Raw genomic sequence first — 13585 nt, 5'->3', positions numbered from 1 at the left:
CCAGTAGGAGAATCCATGGCCATCTCGCGCCGTTCCCTCATGTTCACCACCGCTCTCGCGGGCACCAGCGCCGTGGCGCTCGCCGCCTGCGGCACGGACTCCGGCTCCGGCGGCTCCTCCGACGGCGGCGGCTCCGCCGGCGGCAGCGGCGAGGCGGTCTTCGCCAACACGACCGAGCCGGAGAACCCGCTCATCCCGACCCACACCTCCGAGGTGGGCGGCGGCCGCATCATCAACGCGATCTTCGCGGGCCTGGTGTACTACACGGCCGACGGCAAGGTCGAGAACGACGTCGCCGAGTCCATCGAGTCCGAGGACAAGCAGACCTGGACCGTGAAGCTCAAGGCTGACCAGAAGTTCTCCGACGGCACCCCGGTGACCGCGAAGTCCTTCGTGGACGCGTGGAACTTCGGCGCCAACACCGCCAACGCCCAGAAGGGCCAGAGCTTCTTCGAGCCCATCGAGGGCTTCGACGTGGTCTCGGCCAAGACCGCCACGGCCGACCAGACCCTCTCGGGCCTGACGGTCGTGGACGACTCCACCTTCACCGTGAAGCTCGTCTCCGCGCAGTCCGACTTCCCGCAGCGCCTGGGCTACTCGGCCTACTCGCCGCTGCCCGAGTCCGCGATCGGCGATATCGAGACCTTCGGCGAGTCGCCCGTGGGCAACGGCCCCTACACGCTCGAGAGCTGGACCCACGACTCCGAGATCGTCCTCGTGCCCAACGAGGAGTACGCGGGCCCCCGCGCCGCGAAGAACTCCGGCCTGACGTTCACGATCTACGCGGACAACGACACGATGTACAACGACCTGCTCTCGGGCAGCGTCGACGTCATCGACGCGATCCCCGGCTCCTCGCTGCAGACCTTCGAGGACGAGCTGGGCGAGCGCGCGGTCAACGCTCCCGGCGCCGTCTTCCAGTCGTTCACGATCCCCCAGAGCGATCCGAACTTCTCGGGCGAGGCCGGCAAGCTGCGTCGCCAGGCGCTCTCCCGCGCGATCAACCGCAAGGAGATCTGCGATCAGCTCTTCTTCGGCACCCGCACGCCTGCGACCGACTTCGTCGCTCCCGTGATCCCCGGCGGCGGCGCCACCGACATCCCCGGCGGGGAGGTGCTCCAGTTCGACGAGGCGAAGGCCAAGGAGCTGTGGGCGCAGGCCGAGGCGATCGCCCCGTTCTCCGGCGAGTTCACCCTCAGCTACAACGCTGATGGCCCCCACAAGGACTGGGTCGAGGCGGTCTGCAACAGCCTGGCGAACGTCCTCGGGATCACTGCGACCCCGCAGCCCTTCCCGGCGTTCGGCGCGTTCCGCGAGCAGATCACGGGTCGGCAGCTGAAGGGCGCGTTCCGTTCGGGCTGGCAGGCCGACTACCCCTCGGCCTACAACTTCCTGGCACCGCTGTACTCCACGGCCGCGGCCGACGGCAACGGCTCCAACGACGGCGACTACAAGAACCCCGAGTTCGACGCGCTGCTCGCCGAGGGCCAGTCGGCTCCGGATCAGGATGCTGCCATCGAGAAGTACAAGGCGGCCGAGGCGGTCCTCATGGCCGACCTTCCCGCGATCCCGCTGTGGTACCAGAACTCCATCGGCGGCTACTCGGATCTGGTGTCCGACGTCGAGTTCGGCTGGGACACCGTCCCGCTGTACTACGCGATCACCAAGTGATCACCGGTGCGCGAGAGCTGACAGGCCTGGCCTGATCCCAGCTCCCGCGCGCCAGCGCGGACGGCGGCCGGCGGCAGCCGGCCGCCGTCTCGCGGTCCTCCCCGTGTAGGGTCGTCCTCCGACGCGACCGCACAGCGGACGATGACGTCCACCCCCATCCACCGAAGAACCTGAGGTGTCCGAAGTGATCTGGTACATCGGGCGGCGCCTGCTGCAGATGATCCCCGTCTTCCTCGGCGCGACTCTCCTCATCTACCTGCTGGCCTTCTACGCGGGCGGAGACCCGATCCAGGCCATCATGGGAGACAAGCCGCTCTCGCCAGCGGTGCAGGAGCAGCTGCGCGCGCAGTACAACCTGGACAAGCCCGTCCTGGTCCAATGGCTGATCTTCATCGGCAACGTGGTCACCGGAAACCTCGGCGTCGGCTTCAACGGCCGCCCCATCGTGGACCAGATCCTCGCCGCGTTCCCCGTGACCATCAAGCTCGCGATCATCGCGGTCATCGTCGAGACGGTCCTCGGCATCACCGCCGGCGTGCTCGCGGGGCTCAAGAAGGGCTCGATCTACGACACCGGGCTGCTGCTGGTCTCGCTGATCGTGATCGCGGTGCCGACGTTCGTGATCGGCTTCGTCGCCCAGTTCTTCCTCGGCGTGAAGTTCCAGATCTTCCCCGTGAACGTGGGTCGCGACCCCTCCTGGTTCAACCTGCTGCTGCCCGGATTCGTGCTCGGCATCGTGTCCTTCGCCTACGTGCTGCGCCTGACGCGCACGTCCGTCGCCGAGGTCGCCACTGCCGACCACGTGCGCACCGCGACCGCCAAGGGACTCTCCCGCGGCGGGGTCACGATGAAGCACATCCTGCGCAACTCCCTGATCCCCGTCGTCACGTACATCGGCGCCGACCTCGGCGCCCTCATGGGGGGCGCCATCGTGACGGAGAACATCTTCAACATCCGGGGCATCGGCTCGCTGCTCTACGACGCGATCCAGAAGTCGGAGAGCCCCATGATCGTCGCGATCGTGACGATCATGGTGATGATCTTCCTGGTCGCGAACCTGGTCGTCGACCTCCTCTACGCCGCACTCGACCCGAGGATCCGCTATGCGAAGTGACGCCGCCGCTCCCGCCCCGCGCCGACTGCGCGCGAACCAGGACCACTTCGTGGCACCGCTGGAGGAGACCCCTCTGCGCGCCGTCGACGCCGTGGACACCACCGCCGCACCCCGCTCGATGTGGGGCGAAGCCTGGCACAACCTGGTGCGCAACCCGATCTTCCTGATCTCCGCAGCCCTGATCATCCTGCTGCTGATCGTCGCGGCGGTGCCGGGACTGTTCACCAGCCTGGACCCCACCAAGGGCAATCTCGCGATCAGCAACCAGCGGCCCGGCGAAGGCCATCTGCTGGGCACCACGCGCCAGGGCTACGACGTGTGGGCGCGCATCGTCTACGGCACCCGCACCTCGCTGAGCGTCGGCTTCATCGCGATGATCGTCTCCACGGCCATCGGCGTGGTCCTCGGCGCGCTCGCCGGATACCTCGGCGGCTGGGTGGACGAGGTCCTCTCCCGCATCACGGAGATCTTCTTCGCCCTCCCGCTCGTGCTCGGCGCGATCGTCGCGTTCAACGCTCTCCAGCGCCCGGGGATCGTCACCGTCGCCCTGATCCTCGCGATCTTCGGCTGGACGAACATCGCCCGCATCACCCGCGGCTCCGTGATCGCGGTGAAGAGCCAGGACTTCATCACCGCCTCCACCGCGCTCGGCGCAGGCCGCTTCGTGAACCTCGTGCGGCACGTGCTGCCGAACGCGATCGCCCCGGTGATCGTGACTGCGACCGTGAACCTCGGCGTGTTCATCGTGGCCGAGGCGACCCTGTCGTTCCTCGGCCTCGGCACCGGCGGGGTCTCCTGGGGCGGGGACATCTCCGACGCCCGCGACGCCCTGCGCACCAACCCGATGATGCTGTTCTACCCGTCGGCGGCGCTCGCCCTGTGCGTGCTGAGCTTCATCATGCTCGGCGACGCCGTGCGCGACGCCCTGGACCCGAAGGCGAGGAAGCGATGAGCTCGGCAGCCACCCCGCAGAACGCAGCCGCCCCGCAGCACCCGGCGGGCCCTGGCGGCACCGCGCAGAGCGGATCCGGAGCGGCCCCGCTGCTGGAGATCCGCGATCTCGACATCACCTTCTCGACCTCCAACGGGCCGGTCCACGCCGTGCGCGGCGCGAGCCTCGAGGTCTACCCCGGTGAGACCGTCGCGATCGTCGGCGAATCGGGATCCGGGAAGTCCACCACCGCGATGAGCATCGCCCGCCTCCTGCCGGGGAACGGCAAGGTCACCGGCGGTTCGATCCGCTTCGCCGGCAAGGACATCACCGAGGTGCCCCTCGGCGAGATCCGTGCGCTGCGCGGCAGCGAGATCGGCCTGGTCCCGCAGGATCCGATGAGCAACCTCAATCCCCTGTGGCGCGTCGGCGCGCAGCTCTCCGAGACGCTCGCCGCGAACCACGTGAAGACCGAGGGCGGCAACCACAAGCGCGCCGTCCAGCTGCTCGAGGAGGCCGGGCTCCCGGATGCGGAGCGCCGCTCCCACCAGTTCCCGCACGAGTACTCCGGCGGCATGCGCCAGCGCGCGCTCATCGCCATGGGTCTCGCGGCGCGTCCCTCGCTGCTGATCGCCGACGAGCCGACCTCGGCGCTCGACGTCACGGTGCAGCAGCAGATCCTGGACCACCTGGACTCGCTGACCACCGAGCTCGGCACCTCGGTGCTGCTCATCACCCACGATCTGGGCCTCGCCGCCGAGCGCGCCCAGCACCTCGTGGTGATGTACAAGGGCCAGGTCGTCGAGTCCGGTCCTGCGATCGAGATCCTCCAGAACCCGCGCCACCCCTACACGCAGCGGCTCATCGCGGCGGCGCCCTCGCTGGCCTCGCGGCGCCTGGTCTCCGCGAAGGAGCGTGCGAACGGCGGTACGGCCGCGGCCGTGTCCGCAGGGGAGCCGTCGGCCGCTCCCGCGACGCACGCTCCCGCGACCCACACTCCCGGGGCGCACGGTGCAGGCGCTCGCGCAGCGGGCGCCCACGCAGCCGGGAGCCCCGCAGCAGATGCCCCGTCGGACGCGATCATCAGCGTCCGCAACCTCACCAAGCAGTTCATGATCCGCGGCACCACGCCGTGGCAGCGGACCCCGTTCACCGCGGTGGACGACGTCTCCTTCGACCTGCGCCGCGGGACCACGATGGCGATCGTGGGGGAGTCGGGCTCCGGCAAGTCGACGGTCGCCCAGATGGTCCTCAAGCTGCTGGAGCCCACCTCGGGCAGCGTCGTCATCGACGGCAGGGACATCAAGGACATCGCGGGCAAGGAGCTGATGGACCTGCGCCGCCGCGTGCAGCCCATCTTCCAGAACCCCTACGGCACGCTCGATCCGATGTACTCGATCTACCGCACGATCGAGGAGCCCCTGCGCCTGCACGGCATCGGAGACGCGAAGAGCCGCGAGGCGAAGGTGCGCGACCTGCTCGACAAGGTCGCGCTCCCGGCCGCCATGATGCGCCGCTACCCCAATGAGCTCTCCGGCGGGCAGCGCCAGCGCATCGCGATCGCGCGCGCCCTGGCGCTCGACCCCGAGATCGTGGTGTGCGACGAGGCGGTCTCCGCGCTCGACGTGCTGGTCCAGGACCAGGTGCTCAACCTGCTCAACGACCTGCAGTCCGAGCTCGGGCTCTCCTACCTCTTCATCACGCACGACCTCGCCGTCGTGCGCCAGATCGCCGACGAGACGATCGTGATGGAGAAGGGGCGCGTCGTCGAGCAGGGCCTGACCGATGACGTCTTCCACGCCCCGCGCGAGGAGTACACGAAGCGTCTGCTGGCAGCGATCCCGGGCGGCTCGATCCCGCTGGCCGGATCCGAGACCATCGACGTCGAGGCTCCCGTGGTGGACGAGGAGAAGCTGCTGAAGGCCGAGCAGGACGGCGCCCGCAGCCCCCTCGGCGCCGAGCCGGAGGACCCCTTCACGGCCGCCGGGCACGTCTGATTCCTCACGGGCGGGCCTGGAACTCCAGGAATCCGGCTCACATCACTCTCCCAGCCCCTCGGCCCCGGCCATCCTGCGACATAGGATGTCCGGGGCCGTCGACGCCGGCGCGCCCATCCCCGATGAGGAATCGAGAAGCCCCCGCATGACCCTTCAGCACCGCACCGATCTGCGCAACGTCGCCATCGTCGCCCACGTCGACCACGGCAAGACCACTCTCGTCGATGCCATGCTCACCCAGGGCGGCGCCTTCGGCGATCGCGACAAGCACGAAGAGCGTGCGATGGACTCCGGGGAGCTCGAGCGCGAGAAGGGCATCACCATCCTCGCGAAGAACACGGCGATCCGGTACACCGGCCCGTCGGCCGCGGCGATGGGCCTGGACGACGGCATCATCATCAACGTCATCGACACCCCCGGCCACGCCGACTTCGGCGGCGAGGTCGAGCGCGGTCTGTCCATGGTCGACGGCGTCGTGCTGCTCGTGGACGCCTCCGAGGGCCCCCTCCCGCAGACCCGCTTCGTGCTGCGCAAGGCGCTCGCTGCGAAGCTCCCCGTGATCCTCGTGGTCAACAAGACCGACCGCGCCGATGCCCGCATCGACGCCGTCGTCTCCGAGTCCACGGACCTGCTCCTCGGCCTCGCCTCGGATCTCGCGGACGAGGTCGACGACCTCGACCTCGACGCCGTGCTCGACGTCCCCGTCGTCTACGCCTCCGGCAAGGCCGGCCGCGCGTCGCTGAACAAGCCCGCCGACGGCGAGCTGCCCGACTCCGAGACCGTGGAGCCGCTGTTCAAGACGATCCTCGAGACGATCCCGGCCCCGGCGTACGACGACGAGATGCCGCTGCAGGCGCACGTCACGAACCTCGACGCCTCCCCGTTCCTCGGCCGCCTCGCGCTGCTGCGCATCGTCAACGGCGAGCTGGTCAAGGGCCAGCAGGTCGCGTGGTGCACGCAGCACGGCGAGACGAAGACCGTGAAGATCACGGAGCTGCTCGAGACGAAGGGCCTCTCGCGCGAGCAGATGACCCGCCCGGCGCGCCCCGGCGACATCGTCGCCGTCGCCGGCATCCCCGAGATCATGATCGGCGAGACCCTCGCCGACGTGAACGACCCGCGCCCGCTGCCGCTCATCACGGTGGACGATCCCGCGATCTCCATGACCATCGGCATCAACACCTCGCCGCTCGCGGGCAAGGTGCGCGGCCACAAGCTGACCGCCCGGCAGGTCAAGGACCGCCTCGAGTCCGAGCTGATCGGCAACGTCTCGCTGCGGGTTCTGCCCACCGAGCGCCCCGACGCCTGGGAGGTCCAGGGCCGCGGCGAGCTGGCGCTCGCGATCCTCGTCGAGCAGATGCGCCGCGAGGGCTTCGAACTCACCGTCGGCAAGCCGCAGGTGCTGACCCGCGAGATCGACGGCAAGGTCCACGAGCCCGTCGAGCGCATGACCATCGACGTGCCCGAGGAGTACCTCGGCACCATCACGCAGCTGATGGCGTCCCGCAAGGGCCGCATGGAGACCATGAGCAACCACGGCTCCGGCTGGGTGCGCATGGAGTTCGTGGTCCCCGCCCGCGGCCTCATCGGCTTCCGCACGCGCTTCCTCACGGAGACCCGCGGCACCGGCATCGCCTCCTCCTACGCCGACGGCTTCGAGCCGTGGATGGGCCCGATCGAGTTCCGCGCCTCGGGCTCGCTGGTCGCGGACCGCGCCGGCGTCGTCACCCCGTACGCGATGATCAACCTGCAGGAGCGCGGCTCCTTCATCGTCGAGCCCACCTCCGAGGTCTACCAGGGCCAGGTCGTCGGCGAGAACTCGCGCAACGAGGAGATGGACGTCAACATCACGAAGGAGAAGAAGCTGACGAACATGCGCGCAGCCTCCTCCGACTCCTTCGAGAACCTCGTGCCGCCGCGCAAGTTCACGCTCGAGGAGTCCCTCGAGTTCGCGAACGACGACGAGTGCGTCGAGGTCACCCCCGAGATCGTGCGCATCCGCAAGGTCATCCTCGATCCGGGCGATCGCCAGCGCGCTCGCTCGCGCGCGAAGAACGCATGAGCCGAGCTCCCCGAGCTCGGCGGGGACCGCGGCGGCAGGCAGCCCCTGCCGCCGCGGCTCCCGCCACCGGCCGCGCCGCCTCACCGTCAGCCGACGGCGGGGCGGCGCGGCCGCGTTCGTCGGCGGGCGGGGGAGCGGCAGCTGAGCCGTCCTCGGCCTCGCACCCGACGGCCGGGGGCGAGAGCGCCGCGCCGCACCCCCCGTTCGACACCACCTCCCGCAGCGCCCGGATCAGCCAGGTGATATCGGCGCTCGTCGTCGCGGTCGTCTCGGTGATCGTGATGGTGCCGACGCACCGCCTCAGCATCGACCTCGGCGGGCTCGCGCTGCCGGTCGGCCTGCTCTTCGGGGCGCTGTTCCAGACCGTCGCCTCGGTGTTCCTGTGGGCGTCGACCGGCTCGCGACTGCCCGTGGTGCTGCTGGCCTGCGCGTGGGGTCTGCTGGTGATGCCGCTGGCCGGGACCGGTCCCGGCGGGGGAGTGCTGATGCCCGCCATTCTCGGCGATCAGATGCAGTACTCGGGGTGGATCGTGCAGGCGCTGGGCGTCTTCATCCCCTTCATCGTCTGCGCGGTCGTCACCGTGCAGCGCCTGCGCCGGGTGCAGCGCGCCAGCTGAATCGGGACCCTGATCGCGGCCCCGCCGTCGGGATGGCGCCGGTCCGTCGTGATCTCCCACGGGGCCCCGCGATTCCTCTGCGGCAGTGCCCGCGCCCTCACGTGTCCTTGCGCTGCGGCGGGGGCGGAACCTGTTTCGCGGCGATCACCAGCTCCCGCGGCACCGCGCTCTCGCCCCGCTTCGTCATCACGTGCACGTGCGTTGGATCCGCGGCGCTGATCGTGCCGAGCGCGTCGGTCAGCCCCTCCCCGTGCGGGGAGGCCGCACGGTCGATCCGGTAGCGCAGCACCACGCGCGTGCCGGGGGTGAGGAACGGCGCCCACCCCGGCCGGGTGCGCGCGGCAGATCCCGGCTCGCTCATGCATCGAGCCTAGCGGGGCGGCGGTATCTCTCCTGCTCTCCGCCTCCGCTCCCTTCGTGTCGCCGTGCTCCGTAGCGAGGTGTATGTGACCGTCGGAATCGAGGGGCCGTTTCCGACGGTTCCGTGCACCTCGATCTCGGTGCTCCTCGCATTCCGACGGTTACGTGCACCTCGAATGCGACCTCAAGCGCTGGGCTCCTCCTGCCCGGGCCAAATCAGCTGGCCACTCAGTGACTGCCGGTGGACCGCTGAAGCGCCCGTCTCGCCTGGCCCCGGCCAGTGGGGAGGATTGCTGATAAGGGGCGATGACCTGGGCGTTGTGCATCGGCTAGTGAGTCTCGTCACCAGACGGTGGATGCTCTCCTCATGTCGAGGAACCCATCGCCCCTGCCTGCCGAGCTCGCGGGTCGAGTGTTCACGACCGAAGAGGCATTCAGCTGCGGCGTGAGCTCGGAGCGTCTGCGCCGACGAGATCTTCGCCCGCTCGTCAAGGGGGTCTACGCACCGGAAGGGCATTCGCTCACGGAGCGAGAGGTGGTCGGTGCTCTCTGCAGAAAGTATCCGGGGGCTGCAGCCGCCGGGCTCACGGCAGCCCGGCTGTGGGGGATGCCGCTGCCGCTCTCGGTCGGTTCTTGGAGCCTGGGCACACCCGTGACGCTTCTCAGCCCGCGTGCTCTCCACCGGCACGATCGCGCCATTGTGCACTGGCAGCACCGGGATCTCGACAGAACCCGGATTGTCCACGGGAATGAGTGCCGTGCGACGTCCATGGTGCAGACGTGGATCGATCTGCGTCATGATCTTTCCCCGTCATGGCTGGTCGTGATCGGGGACCACCTCGTGCGCAAGCCGCGCGCATGGGCGGAGGGCCGCGACGCACCCTATGCGGCGGTGGAGGAGCTGGTCCGAGCCGCCCGCGCGGCCACGGGCCGCGGGATCGTGGGCCTGCGCGGCGCCGCTGAACGGGTACGCGTCGGGAGCGATTCGCCGCAGGAGACGCTGCTGCGGCTCGCATGCGCGGAAGCGGGGCTCCCCATGCCCGAGCTGAACTCGCCGTGGATCGCGGGCGGCGAGGATCTCGGCACGCCCGACCTGCTGTGGCGGAGCCATGGGGTCTGCGTGGAGTACGACGGACGGACGCACCTGAGCCCCGAGCAGCGATGGCGGGATATCAGGCGGGAGATGCGCCGACGGGAGCAGGGGATGGTCGAGATCAGGGTGGTGCACGAGGAGGCTCGACATGGGTGGTCGGCTCCCGTGGCGCGGATCGCGAAAGCATTGCGTGAGCGAGAGTGACCCGCCCCGCCCCGGCCCGCCCCTCCGCGCGTTGCTTCGGTGCGGCACGCAGGTACGAGCGACAAAGGGGTGGCTTCCGCTTCGAGATGTTGCTGGCCGTCGCTATCGCGGCGCATTCCGACGGCCCGGAACACCTCGATCGAGCGGAGCGGCGTACTCCGACGGTCAGGAACATCTCGACCTGGTGACAGAGCGGAAGGGCGTTCGAAAGCAGTGCAGGCGAAGGACCGGTCTGCAGGGGCCAATGGATGGCGCCGGGGCGGAGCTGCCCGCGCACGTGACGATGATCAACGCCGGGGGCGGGCGCCCTGCCGGGCCGCTCGGAGCGAGAAGTGGGAGGATGGAGTGCCGTGCCCGCGCGAGCGGGCGCGCTCTCGCCCCGGAAGGACTGCTCCATGACGTACGTCATCGCCCTGCCCTGCGTCGATGTGAAGGATCGCGCGTGCGTGGACGAATGCCCCGTGGACTGCATCTACGAGGGCACGCGCTCCCTCTACATCCAGCCCGACGAGTGCGTGGACTGCGGCGCCTGCGAGCCGGTGTGCCCGGTCGAGGCGATCTACTACGAGGACGACCTGCCCGACCAGTGGGCCGACTACTACAAGGCGAACGTCGAGTTCTTCGATGACCTGGGTGCTCCGGGCGGCGCCGCCAAGATGGGCGTGATCGACAAGGACCACCCGATCATCTCGGCCCTGCCCCCGAACCCGAACGACCTCGGCTGAGCCATGGCCGACTCCCAGCCCTCCGCCCCCCGCCGCGCCCCCCTCGCCTCGCGTCTGCCCGCCTTCCCCTGGGACACGCTGGAGGAGGCGAAGGCGCGCGCCGCCGCCCACCCGGACGGCATCGTCGACCTCTCGGTCGGCACACCCGTGGACACGACGCCCGAGACCATCCAGCAGGCGCTCGCCGCGGCGGCCGACTCCCACGGCTACCCGACGACCGTCGGCACCGCGGAGCTGCGCGATGCGCTCGTGGCGTTCCTGATCCGCCATCGCGGCGCTCCCGAGTCCCTCGGCCACGAGCACGTGCTGCCGACCGTCGGCTCGAAGGAGCTCGTCGCGCACCTGCCGTTCGAGCTAGGCATCGGCAAGGGCGGCGCGGTCGCGTTCCCGAGCGTCGCCTACCCGACCTACGAGATGGGCGCGATCTTCGTCGGCGCGACCCCGGTGCCGCTGGACATGGAGGATCTCGCCGCCCGCGGTGACGCCGCCGTCCCCGAGGCGGTCCGAGATCGCATCGGCCTGCTGTGGCTGAACTCCCCGTCGAACCCCTCGGGCGCCGTGATGAGCGCCGAGTCGATGGCCGCCGTCGTGCGCTGGGCCCGGGAGCGCGGGATCATCGTGGCGTCCGACGAGTGCTACGCGCTGCTGCCCTGGGAGGTCGAGGAGGTCCCCTCGATCCTCGATCCGCGCGTGAGCGGGGGCGATCTCACGGGGCTGCTGTGCGTGTATTCGCTCTCGAAGCAGTCGAACCTGGCGGGATACCGGACAGCGTTCGTCGCCGGCGATCCGCAGCTGATCGGCGAGCTCACCGCCATCCGCAAGCAGGCGGGCATGATGCTCCCCGGTCCCATCCAGTCCGCGATGGCGACCGCGCTCGGCGATGACGACGCGGTCCGGGCCCAGCACGAGGTCTACCGTGCGCGCCGCGAGACCCTGCGGCCTGCGCTCGAGGCCCTCGGCGGCGAGATCCACGGCTCCCAGGCGGGCCTGTACCTCTGGACCACCTTCGGGGACGACTGCCTGTCCACCGTGGACGGCCTCGCGGACCTCGGGATCCTGTGCGCCCCGGGGATGTTCTATGGTGAGGCGGGAGCACAGTTCGTCCGCATCGCGCTGACGGCGAGCGATGAGCGCATCGATGCCGCTGCCCGCCGCCTGACCCGCGCCGCGCAGGATTCGCGGCCCGCACCGTCCTTCTGATCGACCCCATACCGACCTGCACGACCTTCACGACGACACCCCCGCCGATCGCCCCGCGATTGCCTGCACAACGGAGAGCACATGGAAAACGCGTCGACGACCGCCCGCCTCAGCTTCAAGGGACAGGACCTCGAGCTGCCCCACGTCCCGGCCGTGGAGGGCAACGACGGCATCTCCGTCGCGCCCCTGCGCAAGGAGACCGGCGCGGTCACCTATGACCCCGGCTTCATGAACACCGCCAACACGAAGTCCTCGATCACGTACATCGACGGCGACGAGGGGATCCTGCGCTACCGCGGCTACCCGATCGAGCAGCTCGCGGAGAAGTCGAGCTACCTCGAGGTCTCGTACCTGCTCATCAACGGCGAGCTGCCGACGAAGGGCCAGCTGGAGAACTTCGAGAGCTCCGTGGAGCGGCGCACGCTGCTGGACGAGCGCTTCAAGCGCATGTTCGACTCCTTCCCGCGCGACGCGCATCCGATGGCGGTCATGCAGGCGGGCGTCTCGGCGCTGTCGACCTTCTACCAGGACTCCCTCGACCCCTTCAACGAGGAGCAGGTGCGGCTGTCGACCTACCGCCTGCTCGCGAAGGTGCCGACGATGGCCGCGTACGCCCAGCGCGTCAGCGCCGGCCACGCGCTGCTGTACCCCCACAACAGCCTCTCCCTGATCGAGAACTTCCTGCGCCTGACCTTCGGCTACCCGGCCGAGGAGTACATCGCGGATCCCGTGGTCGTCAGCGCGATGGAGAAGCTGCTGATCCTCCACGCCGATCACGAGCAGAACTGCTCGGCCTCCGCCGTGCGACTGGTCGGCTCGAGCCAGGCGAACCTTTTCACCTCGATCTCCGCCGGCATCGGCGCGCTCTCCGGCCCTGCGCACGGCGGCGCGAACGCCGCGGTGATGGCGATGCTCAACGAGATCCGCGATTCCGGCACCGATCCTCGCCGCTTCATGGACAAGGTGAAGAACAAGGAGGACGGCGTCCGCCTCATGGGCTTCGGGCACCGGGTCTACAAGAACTACGACCCGCGCGCGAAGTTCGTGAAGTCCATCGCGGATGACGTCCTCGAGCGCCTCGGCGTGAAGGACGAGCGCCTCGAGCTCGCCATGAAGCTCGAGGAGATCGCGCTGAACGACGACTACTTCATCGAGCGCCGCCTGTACCCGAACGTGGACTTCTACACGGGCATCATCTACAAGGCGATGGGCTTCCCGACGAACATGTTCACCGTGCTCTTCGCCATCGGGCGCATGCCCGGGTGGATCGCCCAGTGGAACGAGATGATCCACGATCCCGAGACGAAGATCGGCCGTCCCCGCCAGATCTACACGGGCGAGCACGCGCGCGACTACGTCTCCATGGAGGAGCGCACCGGCACCACCGAGCTGCGCCTGGAGGAGCTGCAGGCCGCGATGGAGCAGGAGCACCGCGCGCACCAGGAGCGTCGTGCGAAGGAGCGCGGGCTCGACCACTGAGCCTCAGCCGCTGCCGCGGCACTGAGCCGTCCCTTCAGGTCCTGACGAACAGCGGGCGCAGCGCGTCACCGGTGCTGCGCCCGCTGTGCGTCCGAACCGCGAGGACGCCTGCGGCGCCCGGTCTCGCCTGAC

General features: G+C 69.5%; 11 protein-coding genes. 10 read left to right on the top strand and 1 reads right to left on the bottom strand.

The window, feature by feature from the left end:
- The first annotated feature begins 15 nt into the window (after nt 1–15).
- The 6 genes from Bequi_RS01265 to Bequi_RS01240 all read left to right on the top strand — a co-directional run bounded on the left by Bequi_RS01265 (nt 16) and on the right by Bequi_RS01240 (nt 8392).
- Nucleotides 16–1671: a peptide ABC transporter substrate-binding protein gene (locus tag Bequi_RS01265; protein WP_249736190.1), complete on the top strand. Its 1656-nt coding sequence runs from the start codon at nt 16–18 to the stop codon at nt 1669–1671.
- 184 nt (nt 1672–1855) lie between these two features.
- Nucleotides 1856–2785: an ABC transporter permease gene (locus Bequi_RS01260; protein WP_249736747.1), complete on the top strand. Its 930-nt coding sequence runs from the start codon at nt 1856–1858 to the stop codon at nt 2783–2785.
- The gene (locus tag Bequi_RS01255) at nt 2775–3737 is read left to right on the top strand and encodes an ABC transporter permease (RefSeq protein WP_249736189.1); all 963 of its coding nucleotides are present in this window, start codon (nt 2775–2777) and stop codon (nt 3735–3737) included. The genes Bequi_RS01260 and Bequi_RS01255 overlap by 11 nt, the downstream gene beginning before the upstream one ends.
- Nucleotides 3734–5713 carry a dipeptide ABC transporter ATP-binding protein gene (locus tag Bequi_RS01250; protein ID WP_249736188.1) on the top strand — a complete coding sequence of 660 codons (1980 nt, stop codon included), beginning with the start codon at nt 3734–3736 and terminating at the stop codon, nt 5711–5713. Before Bequi_RS01255 ends, Bequi_RS01250 begins: the two co-directional genes overlap by 4 nt.
- A gap of 145 nt (nt 5714–5858) precedes the next feature.
- On the top strand, nt 5859–7775 hold the full coding sequence (gene typA, locus Bequi_RS01245; RefSeq protein WP_249736187.1) for a translational GTPase TypA: 1917 nt from the start codon (nt 5859–5861) through the stop codon (nt 7773–7775).
- 239 nt (nt 7776–8014) lie between these two features.
- A complete protein-coding gene (locus Bequi_RS01240; RefSeq protein ID WP_249736186.1) occupies nt 8015–8392 on the top strand; it encodes a hypothetical protein in 378 nt (125 codons plus the stop codon).
- Nucleotides 8393–8489: 97 nt separating this feature from the next.
- Here Bequi_RS01240 and Bequi_RS01235 read toward each other — a convergent pair whose 3' ends face one another.
- The gene (locus Bequi_RS01235; RefSeq protein WP_249736185.1) at nt 8490–8753 is read right to left on the bottom strand and encodes a putative acetyltransferase; all 264 of its coding nucleotides are present in this window, start codon (nt 8751–8753) and stop codon (nt 8490–8492) included.
- A gap of 366 nt (nt 8754–9119) precedes the next feature.
- Between Bequi_RS01235 and Bequi_RS01230 the strand changes: the two genes are divergently transcribed.
- From Bequi_RS01230 to Bequi_RS01215, 4 genes are all read left to right on the top strand, one after another.
- Complete coding sequence (locus Bequi_RS01230; protein WP_249736184.1) at nt 9120–10049, top strand: hypothetical protein; 930 nt, start codon at nt 9120–9122, stop codon at nt 10047–10049.
- Between the two features lie 395 nt (nt 10050–10444).
- Entirely contained in the window at nt 10445–10774 is a 330-nt protein-coding gene (gene fdxA, locus Bequi_RS01225) for a ferredoxin (protein ID WP_249736183.1), read from the top strand.
- A 3-nt stretch (nt 10775–10777) separates the two neighbouring features.
- Nucleotides 10778–11974 carry a succinyldiaminopimelate transaminase gene (dapC, locus tag Bequi_RS01220; protein ID WP_249736182.1) on the top strand — a complete coding sequence of 399 codons (1197 nt, stop codon included), beginning with the start codon at nt 10778–10780 and terminating at the stop codon, nt 11972–11974.
- Nucleotides 11975–12055: 81 nt separating this feature from the next.
- On the top strand, nt 12056–13453 hold the full coding sequence (locus tag Bequi_RS01215; protein ID WP_249736181.1) for a citrate synthase: 1398 nt from the start codon (nt 12056–12058) through the stop codon (nt 13451–13453).
- Nucleotides 13454–13585 lie beyond the last annotated feature (132 nt).

The organism is Brachybacterium equifaecis, from assembly GCF_023509525.1.
GTDB classification, from domain to species: domain Bacteria; phylum Actinomycetota; class Actinomycetes; order Actinomycetales; family Dermabacteraceae; genus Brachybacterium; species Brachybacterium equifaecis.
The sequence above is the reverse complement of the archived record's forward strand: the minus strand, read 5'-3'. Positions and strand labels throughout refer to the sequence as shown.

Coding starts and splice junctions, on each gene's coding strand:
- Bequi_RS01255 (WP_249736189.1), top strand. CDS start 2,775: ATGCGAAGTGACGCCGCCGCTCCCGCCCCGCGCCGACTGCGCGCGAAC.
- Bequi_RS01250 (WP_249736188.1), top strand. CDS start 3,734: ATGAGCTCGGCAGCCACCCCGCAGAACGCAGCCGCCCCGCAGCACCCG.
- Bequi_RS01265 (WP_249736190.1), top strand. CDS start 16: ATGGCCATCTCGCGCCGTTCCCTCATGTTCACCACCGCTCTCGCGGGC.
- dapC (WP_249736182.1), top strand. CDS start 10,778: ATGGCCGACTCCCAGCCCTCCGCCCCCCGCCGCGCCCCCCTCGCCTCG.
- typA (WP_249736187.1), top strand. CDS start 5,859: ATGACCCTTCAGCACCGCACCGATCTGCGCAACGTCGCCATCGTCGCC.
- fdxA (WP_249736183.1), top strand. CDS start 10,445: ATGACGTACGTCATCGCCCTGCCCTGCGTCGATGTGAAGGATCGCGCG.
- Bequi_RS01215 (WP_249736181.1), top strand. CDS start 12,056: ATGGAAAACGCGTCGACGACCGCCCGCCTCAGCTTCAAGGGACAGGAC.
- Bequi_RS01230 (WP_249736184.1), top strand. CDS start 9,120: ATGTCGAGGAACCCATCGCCCCTGCCTGCCGAGCTCGCGGGTCGAGTG.
- Bequi_RS01235 (WP_249736185.1), bottom strand. CDS start 8,753: ATGAGCGAGCCGGGATCTGCCGCGCGCACCCGGCCGGGGTGGGCGCCG.